General features: G+C 61.7%; 19 protein-coding genes. 12 read left to right on the top strand and 7 right to left on the bottom strand.

The genetic code is table 11. From position 1 onward, the window contains the following. Positions 1-10: 10 nt before the first annotated feature. Together MWN76_RS07190 and MWN76_RS07185 are read right to left on the bottom strand one after the other, a co-directional pair. Positions 11-676, bottom strand: a complete 666-nt coding sequence (locus MWN76_RS07190; protein WP_250460567.1) for a hypothetical protein — start codon at positions 674-676, stop codon at positions 11-13. A gap of 124 nt (positions 677-800) precedes the next feature. After that, positions 801-2,147, bottom strand: a complete 1,347-nt coding sequence (locus tag MWN76_RS07185; protein ID WP_250460565.1) for an MATE family efflux transporter — start codon at positions 2,145-2,147, stop codon at positions 801-803. 359 nt (positions 2,148-2,506) lie between these two features. Between MWN76_RS07185 and coxB the strand changes: the two genes are divergently transcribed. From coxB to MWN76_RS07165, 4 genes are read left to right on the top strand one after another with little or no spacing between them, the layout of a single operon-like run. Then, positions 2,507-3,655 carry a cytochrome c oxidase subunit II gene (gene coxB, locus MWN76_RS07180; RefSeq protein WP_250460563.1) on the top strand — a complete coding sequence of 383 codons (1,149 nt, stop codon included), beginning with the start codon at positions 2,507-2,509 and terminating at the stop codon, positions 3,653-3,655. A gap of 17 nt (positions 3,656-3,672) precedes the next feature. Beyond that, the gene (gene ctaD / locus MWN76_RS07175; RefSeq protein ID WP_250460561.1) at positions 3,673-5,223 is read left to right on the top strand and encodes a cytochrome c oxidase subunit I; all 1,551 of its coding nucleotides are present in this window, start codon (positions 3,673-3,675) and stop codon (positions 5,221-5,223) included. A gap of 25 nt (positions 5,224-5,248) precedes the next feature. Continuing rightward, the gene (locus tag MWN76_RS07170) at positions 5,249-5,869 is read left to right on the top strand and encodes a cytochrome c oxidase assembly protein (protein WP_250460559.1); all 621 of its coding nucleotides are present in this window, start codon (positions 5,249-5,251) and stop codon (positions 5,867-5,869) included. Positions 5,870-5,875: 6 nt separating this feature from the next. After that, positions 5,876-6,766 carry a cytochrome c oxidase subunit 3 gene (locus MWN76_RS07165; RefSeq protein WP_250460557.1) on the top strand — a complete coding sequence of 297 codons (891 nt, stop codon included), beginning with the start codon at positions 5,876-5,878 and terminating at the stop codon, positions 6,764-6,766. A gap of 60 nt (positions 6,767-6,826) precedes the next feature. Here MWN76_RS07165 and MWN76_RS07160 read toward each other — a convergent pair whose 3' ends face one another. Then, on the bottom strand, positions 6,827-7,051 hold the full coding sequence (locus tag MWN76_RS07160; protein ID WP_250460554.1) for a DUF2909 domain-containing protein: 225 nt from the start codon (positions 7,049-7,051) through the stop codon (positions 6,827-6,829). A 45-nt stretch (positions 7,052-7,096) separates the two neighbouring features. On the opposite strand from MWN76_RS07160, the gene MWN76_RS07155 reads away from it, so the two are divergent. From MWN76_RS07155 to MWN76_RS07125, 7 genes are all read left to right on the top strand, one after another. Then, entirely contained in the window at positions 7,097-7,855 is a 759-nt protein-coding gene (locus tag MWN76_RS07155) for an SURF1 family protein (protein WP_250460552.1), read from the top strand. Further along, positions 7,852-8,496, top strand: a complete 645-nt coding sequence (locus MWN76_RS07150; RefSeq protein WP_250460550.1) for a hypothetical protein — start codon at positions 7,852-7,854, stop codon at positions 8,494-8,496. Before MWN76_RS07155 ends, MWN76_RS07150 begins: the two co-directional genes overlap by 4 nt. Continuing rightward, positions 8,486-9,622 (top strand): COX15/CtaA family protein, encoded by a 1,137-nt coding sequence (locus tag MWN76_RS07145; RefSeq protein ID WP_250460548.1) that lies wholly within the window; start codon positions 8,486-8,488, stop codon positions 9,620-9,622. The genes MWN76_RS07150 and MWN76_RS07145 overlap by 11 nt, the downstream gene beginning before the upstream one ends. 100 nt (positions 9,623-9,722) lie before the next feature. Then, positions 9,723-10,616, top strand: a complete 894-nt coding sequence (gene cyoE, locus MWN76_RS07140) for a heme o synthase (RefSeq protein ID WP_250460546.1) — start codon at positions 9,723-9,725, stop codon at positions 10,614-10,616. A 3-nt stretch (positions 10,617-10,619) separates the two neighbouring features. Continuing rightward, a complete protein-coding gene (locus MWN76_RS07135; protein ID WP_250460544.1) occupies positions 10,620-11,306 on the top strand; it encodes an SCO family protein in 687 nt (228 codons plus the stop codon). A 15-nt stretch (positions 11,307-11,321) separates the two neighbouring features. Next, positions 11,322-11,771 carry a nucleoside deaminase gene (locus tag MWN76_RS07130; RefSeq protein ID WP_250460543.1) on the top strand — a complete coding sequence of 150 codons (450 nt, stop codon included), beginning with the start codon at positions 11,322-11,324 and terminating at the stop codon, positions 11,769-11,771. 30 nt (positions 11,772-11,801) lie between these two features. Continuing rightward, the gene (locus MWN76_RS07125; RefSeq protein ID WP_250460542.1) at positions 11,802-12,266 is read left to right on the top strand and encodes a DUF1294 domain-containing protein; all 465 of its coding nucleotides are present in this window, start codon (positions 11,802-11,804) and stop codon (positions 12,264-12,266) included. 81 nt (positions 12,267-12,347) lie between these two features. Here the strand turns inward: MWN76_RS07125 and MWN76_RS07120 are convergent, their stop codons facing one another. The 3 genes from MWN76_RS07120 to MWN76_RS07110 all read right to left on the bottom strand — a co-directional run bounded on the left by MWN76_RS07120 (position 12,348) and on the right by MWN76_RS07110 (position 16,893). After that, positions 12,348-14,864, bottom strand: coding sequence for a TonB-dependent receptor (locus MWN76_RS07120; RefSeq protein WP_250460541.1), 2,517 nt, complete (start codon positions 14,862-14,864; stop codon positions 12,348-12,350). A 412-nt stretch (positions 14,865-15,276) separates the two neighbouring features. Then, complete coding sequence (locus tag MWN76_RS07115; protein WP_250460540.1) at positions 15,277-16,074, bottom strand: metal ABC transporter permease; 798 nt, start codon at positions 16,072-16,074, stop codon at positions 15,277-15,279. A gap of 9 nt (positions 16,075-16,083) precedes the next feature. Then, complete coding sequence (locus MWN76_RS07110; RefSeq protein ID WP_345780060.1) at positions 16,084-16,893, bottom strand: ATP-binding cassette domain-containing protein; 810 nt, start codon at positions 16,891-16,893, stop codon at positions 16,084-16,086. A gap of 269 nt (positions 16,894-17,162) precedes the next feature. On the opposite strand from MWN76_RS07110, the gene MWN76_RS07105 reads away from it, so the two are divergent. Further along, entirely contained in the window at positions 17,163-18,041 is an 879-nt protein-coding gene (locus MWN76_RS07105) for a metal ABC transporter substrate-binding protein (RefSeq protein ID WP_250460539.1), read from the top strand. A 16-nt stretch (positions 18,042-18,057) separates the two neighbouring features. On the opposite strand, the gene MWN76_RS07100 is transcribed toward MWN76_RS07105, so the two are convergent. Next, positions 18,058-18,336: a hypothetical protein gene (locus MWN76_RS07100; protein ID WP_250460538.1), complete on the bottom strand. Its 279-nt coding sequence runs from the start codon at positions 18,334-18,336 to the stop codon at positions 18,058-18,060. Between the last annotated feature and the right edge of the window lie 240 nt (positions 18,337-18,576).

Here is an 18,576-nt window from a genome sequence, read left to right as displayed (position 1 = left end):
CGCTGGAAAATCAGTGCAGCTTGTCCAGATCCGCCTCCATCGCCGGCATGCGCAAACCTATCTCCATCTCGCCGGCAAAATCGGGCCAGTCGCCCGGCGCCTCGATAAATTTCTGGCGGCACAGGATCATTGCGACGATGCTGTCGGGCCCCAGCTGCTGGTCCCGGTAGCGACTACCCAGCTCGACACAGATGGCGTCCAGTTCGTTCGCAAACGTCTCGCCCAGCAGTTCCCGCACCACCAGATTGGCCACCATGGGGTCCATCGGCAACAGTGGGATGCCGCAGGCCGGTTGCAGCCGCTCGTTGATTTCCTCGAGGGTGCGGTGGGCCAGGTAGGCGTCGTCCAGCAGCGCTGCCAGGCCGATTTCATCCGGGTGCCGCTCCGGTGGATCGGCGAAGCTGTGCCCGATCAGTTCCCGTACCGGTTCGAAGTCGACCCCGGCCGCCTCGCACAGGGTTTCCAGCTGGCGCAGCCATTTGGGTACCGCCTGGATGTAGCGTATGACGAAAGAAGTGAGGTGCAGCGGGCCATCGTGCTGCGGCAATTGTATGCTGCGGTGCAGGTGGGGCAGGGATTTGCGGATCGCGCGGCGAAAGCCCCCCTTGTGCCGCTCGAGGGTGACGGCGCGATCGATGCATTGCTGCATCAACTGATAGTCTTCAGTTTTAGACACCACTTCACTGTCCAACGGCGATCCCCTTTTCCGTTGATTTGCTGGGTGGCAATACCGCTTAACGCTAAAAGAAGATGCGGAAACCCCGTTTTTATTGTTGCTCTTTTAGTACTGTTGACTCAATTTAGAACCAAGCCTTGCTTTGAGTGTAGTAACAATAGTAAACCAGTAGACCTAAAGAGCGAGAACTGTTCCACAAAAAGAAGCTGAACCAGACGCCGTGGTTGCCCCAGGAGTGGGTGAGCCACCAAGCCGGGAAGAAAACCAATACGGTTGCCACAAACATAGTATTGCGCATTTCCCGGCTTTTTCCCGCGCCGATAAAAACCCCATCCAGCTGGTAACTCCACACCGCGATCAACGGCAGCGCGCAGAGCCAGCCGTAGACCTTTTGCGCCTCGGTAATCACGTTCTGCAGGTCGGTAAACAGCGGCAGGATCAGGCCCCGCCCGTAGAAAAATATCAGTGTGATGATGCAGGCACTGGCCAGTGCCCAGGCGCCGGCGCTGCGCACCGTGGTGTAGAAGAGCCGCGGCGACTTCTTGGCGATGGACTGGCCCACCAGCGCCTCGGTGGCGTGGGCAAAACCGTCCAGTGCGTAGGAGGTCATCATCAGCAACTGCAACAGGATCGCATTGGCCGCGAGCACCGCATCGCCCTGCGCCGCGCCCTGGGCGGTAAAGAAAGTCATGGTCATCAACAGCAGGCAGGTGCGGATAAACAGGTCGCCGTTGATCCGCAACAGCTCCATCCACGGCGCGCTGCCCCGCCAGGGGAAAAAGTCCGCGCGGGCCAGTTGCCGGTGCAGCCGCTGCCAGATATCGGTTTCCACCCGGCCCAACAAGCGCAGGCCGAACAGGAAGGCACACAGGTCGGCGCATACGGTGGCCATGGCGGCACCGCGGGCGCCCAGGCCCAGCCACAGGATAAAAACCAGATCCAGGGCGATGTTGAGAAGATTGGCCGCGAGCAGGATAAACAGCGGTGCGCGGCTGTCCTGGCGGCCGATAAAAAAGCCCAGCAGGGCGAAGTTGGCCAGTGCCAGCGGCGCGCTGAACAGGCGTATCTGCAGGTAATCGCGCGCGTGGGGCGCCGCCTGGGCACTGGCATTCATCCAGCCGACAATCAACTGCAGCAGCGGTGAGGCCAGTAACAGTAGTACCAGCCCCAATGCCAGGGCCAGCAGCAGCGCCCGCAACAGCCAGTCCTCGCCGCCGCGGCCGTCGATACCGCTGCTGCGGGCCACCAGGCCGGTGGTCCCCATGCGCAGGAAGCCGAAAGCCCACAACAGCATCGACATCACGCTGGCGCCAATGGCCACGCCGGACAGGTACTCGGGAGAGGGCAGGTGGCCGAGAATCGCCGTATCCACTGCGCCCAGCAACGGCACCGAGATATTGCTCAGGATCATCGGCCAGGCGAGATGCCAGACACGAAAATAGGGGCGTTGGGGGCTTTGTGACTGGGACATCAAGGGGAGACTTAAGTTGGCGGTTTAATTGACTTTTTGCCGGCGATGTGTTCATTTAAGCCGTGCAGTAGATGCGACAAAAAGACACAGGTTGTTGGTTGTACCTTCCGGACGACGACATCTGAAGTAATTATCTCAAAACAATAACAAGTTGCACTGACGGCAGTATCGCGGGAGCTCAGTCCCGCCCAGTGTATGTAGTCTTGTGTTACTACAGCATGTCCACAATTTTTGTGTGGATTTACCGTGCTGCCGGTCTCCGGCAGTGTGGAATCCAGTTATCCGTGACGGCTGACAGCCGAGAATAATAATGTCGAGTTTCCGCGTGGAGCTCGCCAATACACGGAGATCTGTAGGCGATGTTGAAAGGCTTCAATCGGCTGTTCGCCTTGCTGGCCACTTCGGTGCTGAGCCTGCCTTCCCTTGCACAGGAAGAGCGGGATGCCGAGCGCTGGGGGGTCAATATGACCCAGGGGGTTACGGAAGTATCCCAGACCACCTACGAACTGCACATGCTGATCTTCTGGATCTGCGTGGGTATCGGCGTGGTGGTGTTCGGGGTGATGTTCTACAGCATGTGGCGCCATCGCAAGAGCAAGGGCTACAAGGCCGCGCAGTTCCACGAGAGCACCGCGGTGGAGTTGGTCTGGACCATCGTACCGACCCTGATCCTGATCGGCATGGCGGTTCCCGCCACCAAGACCCTCTACGACATCTACGACACCAAGGAAGCCGATCTCGACATCATGATCACCGGCTACCAGTGGAAGTGGAAATACGACTACCTGGGTTCCGATGTCTCCTTCTTTTCCAACCTCGCCACTCCCCGCTCGCAGATCGACAACCAGCAGCCCAAGAATGCCAATTACCTGCTGGAGGTGGACGAACCACTGGTGGTGCCGGTGGGCCAGAAAATCCGTTTCCTGATTACCGCCAACGACGTCATCCACGCCTGGTGGGTGCCCGACCTGGCAGTGAAAAAGGATGCGATTCCCGGCTTTATCAATGAATCCTGGACCCGCATCGACGAGCCCGGTATCTACCGCGGCCAGTGCGCCGAACTGTGTGGCAAGGACCACGGTTTCATGCCGGTGGTGGTCAAGGCGGTGCCGCAGCAGGAGTACGACTCCTGGCTGGCCGGGCGCGCCGCGGAGGCGGCGAAGCTGCGCGAATTGACCGAGAAAACCTTCACCTTCGACGAGCTGTTTGCCCGCGGCGAGAAGGTCTACAACCGGACCTGCGCCGCCTGTCACCAGCCGAACGGCCAGGGTGTGCCGGGCACCTTCCCGGCCATTGCCGGCTCGGCCGTGGCCACCGGCCCGCTGGATGGGCACATGAACATGGTGGTCAACGGCTCCCAGGTCAACCCGGCGATGCAGGCCTTCGGCGCGCAGATGTCGGAGGTGGACCTGGCCGCGGTGATCACCTACCAGCGCAATGCATTCGGCAACGATATGGGCGACACCGTGCAGCCCGTCGACATTCTCAATTTCAAGAATAAGCAGTAAGGCGGGGGAAACAAGTCATGGCACACGGACCTCAACCCGGATTCAAGCGGTGGCTCTACACCACCAACCACAAAGACATCGGCAGCATGTACCTCTGGTTCAGCTTTGCCATGTTCCTGTTGGGCGGCTGCATGGCGCTGGTGATTCGCGCCGAACTGTTCGAGCCCGGCCTGCAAATCGTGCAGCCGGAATTCTTCAACCAGATGACCACCATGCACGGCCTGATCATGGTGTTCGGGGCGGTGATGCCGGCTTTCGTCGGCCTCGCCAACTGGATGATCCCGATGATGATCGGCGCCCCGGACATGGCGCTGCCGCGCATGAACAACTGGAGTTTCTGGATACTGCCCTTCGCCTTCGCGATGCTGGCCTCGACGCTGTTCATGGAGGGCGGCGCGCCCAATTTCGGCTGGACCTTCTACGCCCCGCTGTCCACCGAGTATGCGCCGCCGAGCGTGACCTTCTTCATCTTCTCCATCCATATCATGGGGGCCAGTTCGATCATGGGGGCGATCAATATCATCGCCACCATCCTCAACATGCGCGCACCGGGCATGACCCTGATGAAGATGCCGCTGTTCGTGTGGACCTGGCTGATCACCGCCTACCTGCTGATCGCGGTGATGCCGGTACTGGCGGGCGTGGTGACCATGATGCTGATGGATATCCACTTCGGCACCAGCTTCTTCAGCGCCGCCGGCGGTGGTGACCCGGTGTTGTTCCAGCACGTGTTCTGGTTCTTCGGCCACCCGGAGGTGTACATCATGATCCTGCCGGCCTTTGGTATCGTGTCGGCGATCATCCCCACCTTCGCGCGCAAGCCGCTGTTCGGCTACAGCTCAATGGTGTATGCGACGGCCTCGATCGCCTTCCTGAGCTTTATCGTCTGGGCCCACCACATGTTCACGGTGGGTATGCCCATCGCCGGCGAACTTTTCTTCATGTACGCCACCATGTTGATCGCGGTGCCCACCGGGGTGAAGGTGTTCAACTGGATCAGCACCATGTTCCGCGGCTCCATGACGTTCGAAACGCCGATGCTGTTCTCGGTGGCCTTCGTGATCCTGTTTACCCTGGGCGGTTTCTCCGGCCTGATGCTGGCCATCGCGCCGGCGGACTTCCAGTACCACGATACCTACTTCGTCGTGGCCCACTTCCACTATGTGCTGGTGCCCGGCGCCATTTTCTCGATCACCGCCGGCGTCTACTACTGGCTGCCCAAGTGGACCGGCAACATGTACAACGAAACCATGGGCAAGGTGCACTTCTGGCTGGCATTTATCGGCCTTAACGTGACCTTCTTCCCGATGCATTTTGTCGGCCTGGCTGGCATGCCGCGCCGCATTCCGGACTATGCGCTGCAGTTTGCCGACTTCAACCAGATCGCCAGCATGGGCGCCTTCCTGTTCGGCGCCGCGCAGATCGTGTTCCTGTTCAATGTGGTGCGCACGGTCAGGGGCGGCAGGAAAGCGAGCGACGAGGTCTGGGACAATCCGCAGGGCCTGGAGTGGACGGTGCCGTCGCCGGCGCCCTACCACACCTTCAGCACGCCGCCGGCCGTGCGCTGAGTATCTGTCGCGGGGAGGTCGGGCGATGCAATTGACGGAAAACAGCAGGGTTGCGCTGAAACTGGTGGGGCTCGCCGCCGGCATGCTCTGCTTTGCCCTTTTCGTCATGCCGCCGCTCTACGACGCCTTTTGCGAGATTACCGGCCTCAATGGCAAGACCGGTGAAAAATACGAGGCGGTACCGGCGGCGGTAGATACTGGGCGCCTGGTAAAGGTGCAGTTTGTCGCCAGCAACAATGAAAATATGCCGTGGGGTTTCAAGCCCAGTGTGACGACGATGAAAGTGCACCCGGGGGAGGCGATGGACACCGTCTTCCTGGCCCACAACCCCACAAGGCGGGACATGGTCGGGCAGGCGATCCCCAGCCTGGTGCCCTTCGAGACAGCGCAGTATTTCCACAAGACCGAGTGTTTCTGCTTCAACCAGCAGACGCTGAAAGCCGGCGAGTCGGCGGAATTGCCACTGCGCTTTATCGTCGATCCGGACCTGCCCAGGGGCGTCAATACGATCACCCTGTCCTATACGCTGTTCGATGTTACGGAAAGGGTGAAACCCGAATCAACCTCTGCATCGGCCCCGCGCGCCGGGGCCCGGATTGCAGACAATCTCAACAATAAAAATACCGACTCCGAGCGAGAGGGATAAAATACCATGGCCAGTGAAAGCACCTACTATGTGCCCGAGCAGTCCCGGCTGCCAATCTTTGCCACCATCGGCATGTTCCTGACAGCCTTTGGTGCCGCCAACTGGATCAACGGTGGCAGCGCCTATATTTTCTTCGCCGGTGCCCTGGCCATGGCGACGGTATTGTGGTTCTGGTTTGCCGCCGTGATCCGGGAAAACATGGCGGGCTTGAACAGCGACCAGCTGAAACGCTCCTATGTCTGGGGCATGGGCTGGTTTATTTTCTCCGAAGTGATGTTCTTTGCGGCATTCTTCGGTGCTCTCTACTATATTCGCACTTTCGCGCTGCCGTGGCTCGGCGGTGAGGGCGATCGCGGCTCCTCCAATATGCTGTGGCAGGGCTTCGAACATACCTGGCCGCTGATGGTGACGCCGGATGCCGCAGCGCATGGCGATGCAGCCAAGGTCGTGGGCCCCAGGGATATCATCGACCCCTGGCACCTGCCGCTACTCAATACGGTATTGCTGCTGGCCTCCAGTGTAACCGTGCACTTTGCCCACGTTTTCCTGAAGAAAAACAAGCGCACTGCATTCAACGCCTGGCTGGCGATCACGGTCGTACTGGGCGCGGCCTTCCTGTTCTTCCAGGTGGAGGAGTACCTGGAGGCCTACCAGCACCTGGGGCTGACGCTGGAGTCCGGTATCTACGGCACCACCTTCTTTATGCTGACAGGCTTCCACGGCGCCCATGTCACCCTGGGCACCATCATGCTACTGGTCATGTTGCTGCGCTCGGTGATCGCGCACCATTTCAAGCCGGATGATCACTTCGGCTTCGAGGCGGCCAGCTGGTACTGGCACTTTGTGGATGTCGTCTGGGTGGGACTGTTTATATTCGTCTATGTCCTCGGGTCCTGACGGCGCTGTGGAGTGAATGGGCTCCGGGGCCCGAGTGCGGCCCGGGCCCGGACGGCGGGTTCAGTATTTGTTTGCCCAGGGCGCCGTGTTGGAAAGGATTCCGCTGTCAAAGCCGTACCAGATGGCGAATACCAGCAGTGCGGCCAGCGTAATACGGATACCCAGCGCATAGAGCGTGCGCTTGGATTCCGGCGCGCCCATATCCCGCAGCAGGAAAAAAAGCGCGCTGGACAGGCTGGCCAGCACTGCCAGGAACAGAAAAACAATAACGACTTTCAGCCACATAATTATTATTCGCCATTCTTGTTGTAACTTTTGTTGTAAATTGGCATGACACCAGAGATCAGCTCATCGAGAGCGAAGAACGCCAGTGTAGCACTGATTCACAACTGGCCCCTCACGCTGCTCAGCGGTGCTTTGCTACCGCTGTTGGTCGCTCTGGGTATCTGGCAGATACAGCGCGGCGGAGAGAAGGCAGCGATCGAAGCGACCATCAACCAGCGGTTGTCCTCGCAACCGGTTTCACCGCAGAATCTTGACCAGCTGCGTCGCTATACACCGCTGCGCTTATCGGGCTACTACACCGGTGACTACCGTCTTCTCGACAACCGAACCCGCAACGGCCGCGTCGGTTACGAATTGTTACAGGTATTCGTCAGCGATGGCCAGCGCTGGTTGATCAACCGCGGCTGGCTGCCGGCACCGGGCGAACGCAGCCGCTTGCCGGAGGTGACCTGGCCTCGCGCAGCCAAAATCATCACGGGATTTCTCTACCCGGTGTCGGCAACGGAAACCCCGGGCGCTGCTCATGGTCAGAGAATTCAGCAGCTCGATCGGCAAATTGCTGTTAGTCTGGACCTCGCACAGCTGCAGTGGACTGTCCGCCTGAGCGCGGATTCCGATACCGCGCTGGTCACCGACTGGCAGTTGCTCAACAGCCGGCCACAGCGCCACTACGCCTATGCCGCCCAGTGGTTTGCGATGGCCGCTGCGCTGGTATTGTTGTGGCTGTTTGCCGCGACGCGCATAGTGCAGCTGTCTCGCAGGAACAACGACAACAATAACGATAATCGAGGTACACCGTCGTGAACCAGAACTTCGATACTGCCGCCGGCGGCGCAGCAGAAACGTCAAAACCCTCTTCCCCGGGCGTCGGGCGCTTGCAGGGCCTGTCCGTTCTCGCCTCAGTACTGCTGCCGATAGCGGCCGCCTATATCGTTTTTTACACCGGCATCGGCATGCCGGACGATACGATCAACCAGGGCGACCTGATCCAGCCACCGGTGGACATCAAAGGGCTGGACTTCGTCGGTGGGGACCACGCGCATATGAACTTCGCGGATGCGGAGGAAAAATGGCGTTACCTGATCCTGCCTTCCGGCAGCTGTGAACAGGACTGCGAGAAACTGCTCTATACCAGCCGCCAGGTGCATATTCGCCTCAGTGAGAAAGCCGATCGTGTCGAGCGGCTGCTGGTGAGCGCCTCGCCAGTCGATGCATTGACCCGGGAGAAGCTGGGCCGCGACCACCCGCGACTGCGCCTGGTGCAACTGGATAAGGGTGCACTGCAACGGTTGCAACGGCAGACGTCGACAGAAAATACCAGCGGTGCGCGGGTGCTGCTGGTGGACCAGCGCGGTTTTGCCATGATGGCCTACGACAACGGTCACAGCGGCAACCAGCTTCTCAAGGATATCAAGCGTCTTCTGAAGTACTCCTATGAGCAGTAATATGGAGGTGGACATGCACAACCCGGCTTTCGACTCCAGGGACAGCGGCGCCCACACCGACTGGCGCCTGCGCCTGGCCCTGGCCGGTACCGCGCTGGCGGTGGTGGTGGTGGTACTCGGCGCCTTCACCCGGCTGGCGGACGCGGGCCTGGGCTGTCCGGACTGGCCGGGTTGTTATGGCCACCTGACCTGGCCGGATGAACACCACGAAATTGAGACCGCCAATGCGGCCTTTCCGCACGCGCCGGTGGAGACCGATAAGACCTGGCCGGAAATGGTGCACCGCTATTTCGCCGGGGCGCTGCTGTTGCTGGTCGGCGGGCTGACAGTACTCGCCTGGCGTCGCCGCGGTCACCGCGCCTTCAAGCAGACCCATTTCCTGTTGGCGCTGATCCTGCTGCAGGCCGCATTCGGCATGTGGACGGTGACCCTGAAACTCTGGCCGCAGGTGGTCACGGCACACCTGCTCGGCGGTATGGCGACGCTGTCCATGCTGTGGTTGATGGTCGAACGGTTGCGCAACGCGCCGCCAAGCAAGGGCCGGTTTATTCCGGCGCACGAATACCGCCTTCTGCAGAAAATCCGGCCGCTGGCCTTTGCCGCCACCGGCGCTGTGGTGCTGCAGATCGCGCTGGGCGGCTGGACCAGTTCCAATTACGCGGCGCTGGCCTGTGCCGATTTTCCCACCTGTCACGGAGAGTGGTGGCCGCAGACAGACTTTCGCCAGGGCTTCAACATCGCCCAGCAGATCGGGCCCAACTATCTCGGCGGCACGCTGGAGAGCGATGCGCGCACGGCCATCCATGTCGCCCACCGCCTGGGCGCACTGTTGGTCAGTATCCTGGTGCTGGCACTGGCCGCGTTCGCCTGGCGGGCCGGTTCGCACCGCTGGGCCGCGGGCCTCGCTGGTGTGTTGCTGTTGCAGGTGAGCCTGGGCATCGCCAATGTGGTTATGTTCCTGCCGCTGCCGATCGCCGTGGCCCACAACGCTGGCGCCGCGGTGCTGCTGTTGGGGTTGCTGACATTCTGCTATCGAATCCAGACGGCGCAGCCACGGGTTTCGAACCGGGACGGGATTCCGGAGAAGCCCGGCGTGGACAACACGGCGTTGGCCGGTACGTTATAACGGGAGGGGGCGGCGGCGACGCCGGAAACCGAACAGCTTCATTGTGTAACTTCGCTCACACCGGTGTGTCGGGCGACAAAGACAATAACGGGGTGCAGTCATGACCACACAAACCGCCATTCTGGGCCACAGTGGCTGGCGCGATTACTACGAGCTGACCAAACCGCGCGTGGTGATGCTGATGATCCTCACCTCGGTGATCGGCATGTTGCTGGCGGTGCCCGGCATGGTGCCGGTGAATATCCTGATCCTCGGCAACCTGGGCATTGCCCTGTGTGCCGGCAGTGCCGCGGCCGTCAATCACCTGGTGGACCGCCATATCGATATCAAGATGGCGCGCACCAGCAATCGCCCGATTGCCCGCGGCCGGGTGGAGCCGCACAGGGCGATTGTCTTCGCACTGCTGCTCGGCTGCGCCGGGATGGGCATACTGCTTGTGTTCGTCAACGCACTCACCGCCTGGCTGACGCTATTTTCGCTGCTCGGCTACGCCGTTGTCTACACCATGTTCCTGAAGCGCGCCACGCCGCAGAATATCGTTATCGGCGGTCTCGCCGGCGCCGCGCCGCCGCTGCTGGGGTGGACTGCAGTGACCGGCAATCTGCACGGCCACGGCCTGCTGCTGGTGCTGATCATCTTCGCCTGGACACCGCCGCATTTCTGGGCACTGGCGGTCCACCGCCGCGAGGAATATGCCAAGGCGGACATCCCGATGCTGCCGGTAACCCACGGTGTCGCCTATACCAAGCTGCATATCCTGCTGTACACATTCGTACTCTTCGCCGTCAGCCTACTGCCGTTTGCCACCGCCATGCTGGGCTGGCTCTACCTGCTCGGCGCGGTGGTACTGGGAATCGGTTTTATCTACTGGGCGGTGGAAATGCTGCGGGACCGAAACCCGAATGCGGGCATGGAAACCTTTAAATACTCCATCATCTACCTGATGGCACTGTTCTGCATCATGTTGCTGGATCACTACCTGGTGGCGGTGTAAACGATGGCTGAAGAACGCACTCACAAGCAGAACTCACAGAAGAGCCCCGAACAGCAGCGCGGCATCCTGATTACGGTGGCCGTACTGGTGTTCTTCATGATCGCCGTGCTGGCCGGATTCCTGCACAAGCTCGGCCAGCCGCGGGTGATTACCGAATCCGAACTGCGGCTGAATGGTGCTGTGAAACTGGAGCGCCCGCGCATCCTGGATGACTTCGAACTGCTCGCCGACAGCGGCAAACCCTTTCATACCAGGCAGCTGGAAGGAAACTGGACACTGGTATTCTTCGGTTTTACCCATTGCCCGGATATCTGCCCGACCACGCTGGCGACACTGGACCGCTTCTACCAGACCCTGGACGAGGGGACGCGGGCGGATACCGATATCCTGCTGGTGTCCGTGGACCCGAAACGCGACCGGCCCGAACTGTTGCGGGATTATGTGCGCTATTTCAATCCGGAGTTCCACGGCGTGACCGGCGAATTCCTGGACCTGAAACGCTTCGCCAACCAGCTCAACGTGCCCTTCAACAAAGTGCCGCTGGAAAATGGCGAGTACACCGTAGACCACGGCTCCCAGGTAGTGCTGATCAACCCGCGCGGCCACTACCACGCCTTTTTCAAGGCCCCGCTCGATCCGGCCAAGATGAAGCTCACCTATCGCTCCATGCGGGCGACCTACAATGGCTGATGCGGAGACGGCCCGATGATGGCATCGACCGGTGACTTCCTGCACGCCGCGATTGAAGAGGCCCAAAAGGGCCTGGCCGAGGGCGGTATACCGATTGGTGCCGTGCTGGTTCGCGATGGAAAAATCATCGGCCGCGGCCACAACCGCCGCATCCAGAAAAACAGCAGTATCCTGCACGCGGAGATGGACTGCCTCGAAAATGCCGGGCGCCTGCCATCGCGGCATTACCGGGACTGCACCCTGTACACGACCCTGTCGCCATGCGATATGTGCAGCGGTACGGTGCTGTTGTATGGCATCCCCCGTGTGGTGATTGGCGAGAATGTCACCTTCAGGGGGCCTGAGGATTACCTGCGTAGCCGCGGTGTCGAACTGACACTCTGCGACAGCGGGGAGTGCAAGGCGCTGATGACAGCTTTCATCGACAAACACCGGGAGCTGTGGCGGGAGGATATCGGGGAATGAGCGGCGGACCGCTGGCGCAAAGGCTCATCGATGCGGATTGACGCCCGGCCCGCTTTCCGCCCCCACCGGCGCGCCGATGCCCGTATTGCCATCCTGTTGCCTGCGGCGCTGACTGTGGTGTTGGCCGCGGCGGTCCTCCGTTGGCGCTATCCGCCGGAAGTGCTCTACTGGATTACCGCGGCCAGCCTGTTGACGCTGTTGCTTTATGGCTGGGACAAACTCTGTGCGGTGCGCGACTGGAGTCGCATCAGTGAAAAGACATTGCACCTGTTGTCACTCGTTGGCGGCTGGCCGGGGGCAATGCTGGCCCAGCAGATATTCAATCACAAAACCTCCAAAGCGGCGTTTCGCCGGATTTTCTGGTTGACCGTAGTGCTGAATTGCGCGGTGCTTGGGGTGACGTTTGGCGAAAAAGGCGAGGGGTTACTGCGCGATGGCATCGATCGGGCATACGATCTTTCGGAAATGGTTGTCGATTTGCTGCCATGGCGCTGAGCGGTAACGGCAATTGTGCAAAAACGGCCGGATAAGAAGGAAGGGCCGAAGCCCTCCCTTTCCATCTGGCTGGTGTGAAAATCAGAAGCTGTAGACCATCTTGCCGTAGACAAAGCGTCCCCGCGGATCGTGCTGGCTGGAGACGTAGCCGTACAAGTCCGAATCGCCGTCGCCGATGGCGAAAGGCGGCGCCTCATCGAGCGCGTTGTCGGCGCCCAGGCTGAGTACCACATTCTCGAAACCGGTGTAGCGCGCCTGCAGGTTCACCGTCAGGAAGGCATCCACGATACGGGAGCGGTTGTTGTCGTAGTCCAGCGTGCCGTCGAAATCGATATCCGGTGTATCCTCAAACTCGCCGATATAGTTCAACCCCAGGGTGAAGGCGAAGCTCTCCCGGGCCCAGTCGGCGGATGCGGCCCAGCGGTGCTGCGGGTACTCGTACTCGCCGGCCAGGTCCCGTGTCAGGAAGTTCTCACCGGATGCATCCAGCTCCACCCGCTCGAACTCGGCCAGATAGCTGTAGTCCAGCCGCAGGCCCAGGTCGCCACCGGCGAGCGGCAAGCCGGAATAGAGCAGGCTCAGGTCCACACCGGAAACCGTCTGTTCGCCGATATTGATAAAGCCGCTGTTGATGGATTGCAGCCCGCCGAGGGTCTCGCCCGGCAGGGGATCCGAGCGGACGCAGATGTCGCTGTCCTGGTCGTTGCAGTACAGTCCGTAGAGATAGCCGAACGGCACTTCGTCAATCTTGCCTTCCTGGGTCACGCTCCAGTAGTCCAGCGATACCTGCACGGCGTCCAGCGGTTTCAACACAGCGCCAATATTGAAGGATTCAGATTCCTCCGGCTCCAGATCCGGGTTGCCGGAAAAGACGATGTTGTAATCGGTGCTGGCGCAGTATGCGCTATTAACCGCACAGCCGTAGGTGTCTTCAAAGAACAGGGATTCCTCCGAAGGGCCCAGGCCAATCTGTGCCAGCGAGGGTGCGCGGAAGCCGGTACCCCAGGAGGCGCGCAGGGACAGTTGGTCGCTGGCGGTCCAGAGCAGGTTGGCCATCGGGTTGGTAGTGGAGCCGAAATCGCTGTAGTCGTCGTAGCGGCCCGCCAGGGTCAGGTCGACGTTGGCCGGCAGCGGTATCGCGAATTCGACAAACGCCGAGCTGATATCGCGGCTGGCACTGGCGGAAACCGATTCGGTGCCGAATATCAGCCCGCGCTGGAACTGGTCGTCGGGAATATCCGAGACCTCCTCCTCGCGGTGCTCGACGCCAGCGGCCATGGCGATGGCACCGTTACTGGTGTCCAGCAGGTTGCCGTCGATGGTGAAATTGGCGCTGGTCAATTGGGATTTGCCCTGCCGTACCAGGCTGGTGGTGATGGCGTCGATCACCGACTGCGGATTCTGCACTCCGCCAAACGGATTGTAGCGCCCCGCATCGATTTCCCGCTGCAGCAGATCCGTGCGCACCCAGCCCTGGCTGCGGTCGCCGGTCTGGGTGGATTCGCTGCGGGAGCGCTGTACCGAGGCCTCCCAGTTCCAGTTCGAGACACTGCCGCGCAGGCCGAACACGCCGCGTAGGTTGTCCGTTTCGATACTCCACTGCCGCGCGCCTGCGTCGACAGTGCGGTAGCGGTAGATTTCCAGATCGGCGCTGCTGTCGAAGGGGTTGTCGGGGTGGTCCGCCGGTACCGTCAGGCCGGCGTCGGCGTCCAGCGGTGTCGGCGCGCCCTGGGCGCTCGAGGTATTGTGCTGGAAGGCCATCTCGGTGAAGAACTCGACACTGTCGCTGACATGGCTGTTGCCCAGCAGCATCACCCCGGTCCGCTCCGCCTCCGGTGTCAGCAGTGTCCAGGGACCGTAGTCGTAAACACAGGCGGTATCCGTTGCCTGTGCCGGCGGGCAGGCCGGGTCCGGCCGGAATTCGCCGTCGACCGCAAAGCTGCCCGGATAACCGCGCGATGAACGGAAATCCATACCGCCGCGGAAAGACTGGTCGGCGGTATCCAGGCCGGAGCGCTCGGTGCTGCTCAGGGTGCTGTTGGTCTGGTGGTCGAAAATAACCGTCAGGTTCGAGTTGTCACCGTTGACGCCCCAGATGGCGGATGTGGACTGCTCGTCATAGCCGTCGGCGCCACCGTAATCGACGGATACCTCGGCGCCCTCGAAATCCTCGCGCAGTACGAGGTTCACCACGCCGGCGACGGCGTCGGAACCGTAGATGGCGGAAGCGCCATCCTTCAATACTTCGACCCGCTCGATGGCCGCCAGCGGAATGCTATTGATATCGACGAAATTGGTGGTGATGCTCTCGGCAAAGGCGCTGATGGCGACCCGCCGGCCGTTCACCAGCACCAGCGTGGCGTCGGCGCCCATACCGCGCAGGCTGACGGCGGCGGCACCGTTGGCGGTGGAGTCCTGGTTGTTGCCGCGCGTGGAAAAGGTGCCGTTACCCGCCGCCGGGTTTTTTTCGAACATCTGCTGCAGGTTGGTGTAGCCGGATTTTTCCAGTGCCTCCCGGTCCATCACCTGAATCGGTGTGGCGGTCTCGAATTCGGCATTGCGGGAAATGCGCGAACCGACCACGGCGACTTCCTCCATTGCCGGTTCTTCCTGTGCGAGTGAATGATGCGATACCCCTGCGACCACACTCAGTACGGCTGTGGCCAGTGCGTTACGATGAAAAGATTGCTTGTCCATAATCATTGATCTTCCATTTATTTTGATTATTGATAGATGACCATTCATTGGTCGCGATCAACACTAGCAACGGCCAAAAAACACGGCAATCGGCCTGCGATGAGTTGTGAAAGATTCGTTGAAAGCGGTGACGGATGTCGCGACCGGGGGGCAGGGACCTTCGCAGATTTCCCAATCCGCGGGTCGCTTATCGAATTTTCTGTAACAGGAAAACAGGCGCGATACGGTAGGGCGAGATGGTACCGTTGAGGGCTCGCCCGGATATTACAGCGGGGAGCGGGTTGACGGGATATCCGCAAATACCCGGGCCGGGTCAGGTCCTGCGCAGTTGCGTCAGCGAGAAGATCACTGCGGCCGACAGTACGATCGACGGCCCGGCCGGAGTGTCCCAGAGAATCGAAGCCAGCAGCCCCAATATCACTGCGGTACAGCCGATTGCGGACGCGAGCAGTGCCATGCGCTCCGGTGTGTGCGACAGTCTGCGCGCGGAAGCAGCGGGGATAATCAACAGCGCAGTGATCAGTAGCACGCCGACCACCTTCATGGCGATGGCGATCAGCAGGGCCAGCATCAGCATCAGCGCCAGGCGGACCCCCTCCACCGGCACACCCTCCACCGCGGCCAGTTCCTCGTGCAGGGTGAAGGCGAGCAGTTTTTCCCACAGCCAGTAGAGCAGGCCGGCGATCAGCGCCGAGGCTGCGGCCATCATTGCCAGGTCGCGTGGACCCACGGCCAGCAGGTCGCCGAGCAGCAGCGATAGCAGGTCCACGTTGATCCCGAACAGGCTCACGGTGACGATACCCAGCGCCAGCATCGAGTGCGACAGGATTCCCAGCAACGTATCCACTGATAATTTCTGCCGGCGCTGCAGATAGCCCAGCACCACGGCCAGCAGGCAGCTGCTGGCACCGACGGCTATGGTGGCATCCAACTGCAGGACGAAGCCCAGGGTCACACCGAGCAGGGCCGAGTGGGCCAGGGTATCGCCAAAGTAGGCCATGCGCCGCCAGACCGCGAAGCAACCCAGTGGACCGCTGACCAGCGCCACCAGCAGGCCGGCGGCCAGCGCGTACCAGAGGAACTGGCTCTGTATAAGTTCGCCGAATTGCACTGGTGGATGCTACTCCCGGTTCTGTTGCCGATGACTGTGGGGGGCGCGATTGCCGGAATGCGGGTGATCGCAGGTACCGCCGTGCACGATATCGCCGCTGAGATCGTGCTCGTGATTGTGCTGGTGGGTGTAGGGCGCCACCTTGTCGCCGAACAGTTCCAGGTAGGCCGGATCGCGGCTGACCTGTTCCGGGGCGCCGTGGCAGCAGATGTGTTGGTTGATACAGATTACCTGGTCGGTGGCGGCCATCACCAGGTGAAGGTCGTGAGAGACCAGCAGCACGCCACAGCCGAGTTCGTCGCGCAGGTTCGCGATCAGTCGGTAGACTTCACCCTGGCCGCCCAGGTCCACGCCCTGGGTGGGTTCGTCCAGCACCAGCAACTGGGGTTTGCGCGACGCGGCGCGCGCCAGCAGTACCCGCTGCATTTCGCCGCCGGACAGCGCCGCCAGGCTGGCATCGGCCAGGTGGCCGGCGCCGACCCGTTCCAGCGCCTCCGCCACCGATACCCGCGCTTGCCCCAACTGTACGAAACGCGCCACCGACATGGGCATGGAAGGATCTATCTGCAGACGCTGCGGCATATAGCCCAGGCGCAGGCCCGGGCGGCGGCGCACCCGGCCACCGGTGGGCGCCGTCAGCCCCAGCAGCAGGCGCAGCAGCGTGGTCTTGCCGGCGCCATTGGGGCCGATCACGGTGACGATTTCCCCGGCGTGCAGTTCCAGGGTGATGTCCTGCAACAGCTGTCGGCCGGCGATCTCCAGCCCCAGCTGGTCGGCGGTGATAAGCGGCTCGGAATGACTCAGGGGATGCTCCGCCAATGTCTGGAAGGACCCGGTGCGGTGGATCCACTTCCGTGCAAAGAATGTAAAGCCCGCGAATCCATCTCTGGACTGGCGGGCCGCGACAGGGTGTGATTATATCGTTTCCGCCTGCAAAATGGGGGATTCCGGTCTATCCGGTCTCTTTGCGGACGGCGCCCCCCGCTGTCGGCAATCGCCGATCGGGCTGGCGGTGGGCCGGCCGCTGTGGTTATATCATCCCCCCGCCCGCGGTGGCGGGTGCTGATTGTCAGACGCCCTGGATCCCGATGAAACGCCCGCAGTATCCCCTCCCTCTTCTGTCCGCGCTGTTGCTCTTTGCCGCCGTGCTCGCCGCCTGCGGGCGCGCCGCCCCGGAAAGGTCCGATGAGCTGGTGGTCAGCGTGCGCCCGGTGGCGATGATCGCGCGGGAGATTGCCGGCCCGGAGACGCCGCTGCGGGTGCTGGTCCAGAATGGCGATCCGCACCACTATGCGCCCACGGTCGCCGACCGCGCGGCATTGGAGCGGGCCCACCTGGCGATCTGGCTGGGCCCGCAGATGGAGGGTGTGCTGGCAAAACAGATGGCGCTGTTGCCGGAGGAGCGGCAGTTACAGCTGCTCCCCGCGGGGGGCTATGAATACGGCGGCGCCTCGGCGGACGACCCGCACCTGTGGCTGCGACCGCGCAACGCGGCGGTGATGGCGGCCCATATCGCCACGCGGCTGGCGGAGCTGGAGCCGCAGCGGGCGCAGGTCTACCGCCGGCGGGCTCGGGATTTTTCCCGCGGCATGGCCAATTTACAGAAGGTACAGAACCGGGCGCTGTGGGCCTACCGGGATGTGCCGATCGCCGTCACCCACGACGCCTATGGCCATTTCTTCGGCCCGGCGGGGGTCGAAACCCGCCCCCTCAGCGACAGCAGCCGCAGCCAGCGCGGAGCCCGGACATTGCTTGAATTGCGGGGCGCCGGCGATGGCTGCCTGTTTGGCGAGGTGCCGGCGAACGACCGCGACCGGCGCACGGCCGAAAACCTCGGCCTGCGCTATGTGCCGCTGGATCCGCTGGCCTCGGAACTGCCGCAGAACGCCGACTACCGGGACCTGCTGGCCCGCCTGCTGGCCGATGCGCGCCGCTGCCTGGACGAAGTACCGCAGGCGACGGACTGACGCCGCTGCGCGACAGTCAGGAATCTCTCTGCAAGCGCTTCAGCTTTTCGATCCTCGCCGCGTCCCGCTCGGCCTGTTCGCGCAGTCTCTGCAGGTGGCGCATCTGCTTTTCCAGAATCGAGTCCGTGTGGTTTTTCCCGGAGAACTCCGCCGCCCTGAAACCGGTCTTCTCGAATTTTATCTCGTCCAGTTGCACGTCCGGCGCCGGCAGTTGATGCTCGCCGATGGAAGCGGCCGGGATGGGCGTGGCAATCACCGCCGCCACCAGCGCGCTCGCGCAGAGAAAAACCTTCATCGTCAATTCCCTCGATCATTGCAGGGTACGGGGCCGCGATTACCGCGGAGATTGTGCGCAGCTCGCTGAAAAGCCGTCGCCTTTACCGTTAAGGCTAGACGGGGAAATGCGGAACCCGGACGCACTGCGCCAATCGCTCCGAAAAGGACGGTGAATGGCGGGGGCGAAGGAAAAAAGCGGCAAGGGCGGTTATGCTATGGCACTGTTTTACTGGCCGCCGCCGATCGCCGCGCCAACCAA

It is taken from the genome of Microbulbifer litoralis, from assembly GCF_023634065.1.
Lineage (GTDB): Bacteria > Pseudomonadota > Gammaproteobacteria > Pseudomonadales > Cellvibrionaceae > Microbulbifer > Microbulbifer litoralis.
The sequence above is the reverse complement of the archived record's forward strand: the minus strand, read 5'-3'. Positions and strand labels throughout refer to the sequence as shown.

What these genes read in the sequence shown, in the direction of transcription:
- MWN76_RS07135 (WP_250460544.1), top strand. Translation starts at nt 10,620, where the DNA reads ATGGCTGAAGAACGCACTCACAAGCAGAACTCACAGAAGAGCCCCGAA.
- MWN76_RS07130 (WP_250460543.1), top strand. Translation starts at nt 11,322, where the DNA reads ATGATGGCATCGACCGGTGACTTCCTGCACGCCGCGATTGAAGAGGCC.
- MWN76_RS07165 (WP_250460557.1), top strand. Translation starts at nt 5,876, where the DNA reads ATGGCCAGTGAAAGCACCTACTATGTGCCCGAGCAGTCCCGGCTGCCA.
- MWN76_RS07105 (WP_250460539.1), top strand. Translation starts at nt 17,163, where the DNA reads ATGAAACGCCCGCAGTATCCCCTCCCTCTTCTGTCCGCGCTGTTGCTC.
- MWN76_RS07160 (WP_250460554.1), bottom strand. Translation starts at nt 7,051, where the DNA reads ATGTGGCTGAAAGTCGTTATTGTTTTTCTGTTCCTGGCAGTGCTGGCC.
- MWN76_RS07170 (WP_250460559.1), top strand. Translation starts at nt 5,249, where the DNA reads ATGCAATTGACGGAAAACAGCAGGGTTGCGCTGAAACTGGTGGGGCTC.
- MWN76_RS07155 (WP_250460552.1), top strand. Translation starts at nt 7,097, where the DNA reads ATGACACCAGAGATCAGCTCATCGAGAGCGAAGAACGCCAGTGTAGCA.
- MWN76_RS07145 (WP_250460548.1), top strand. Translation starts at nt 8,486, where the DNA reads ATGAGCAGTAATATGGAGGTGGACATGCACAACCCGGCTTTCGACTCC.
- coxB (WP_250460563.1), top strand. Translation starts at nt 2,507, where the DNA reads ATGTTGAAAGGCTTCAATCGGCTGTTCGCCTTGCTGGCCACTTCGGTG.
- MWN76_RS07185 (WP_250460565.1), bottom strand. Translation starts at nt 2,147, where the DNA reads ATGTCCCAGTCACAAAGCCCCCAACGCCCCTATTTTCGTGTCTGGCAT.
- MWN76_RS07125 (WP_250460542.1), top strand. Translation starts at nt 11,802, where the DNA reads ATGCGGATTGACGCCCGGCCCGCTTTCCGCCCCCACCGGCGCGCCGAT.
- MWN76_RS07120 (WP_250460541.1), bottom strand. Translation starts at nt 14,864, where the DNA reads ATGGAGGAAGTCGCCGTGGTCGGTTCGCGCATTTCCCGCAATGCCGAA.
- MWN76_RS07100 (WP_250460538.1), bottom strand. Translation starts at nt 18,336, where the DNA reads ATGAAGGTTTTTCTCTGCGCGAGCGCGCTGGTGGCGGCGGTGATTGCC.
- cyoE (WP_250460546.1), top strand. Translation starts at nt 9,723, where the DNA reads ATGACCACACAAACCGCCATTCTGGGCCACAGTGGCTGGCGCGATTAC.
- ctaD (WP_250460561.1), top strand. Translation starts at nt 3,673, where the DNA reads ATGGCACACGGACCTCAACCCGGATTCAAGCGGTGGCTCTACACCACC.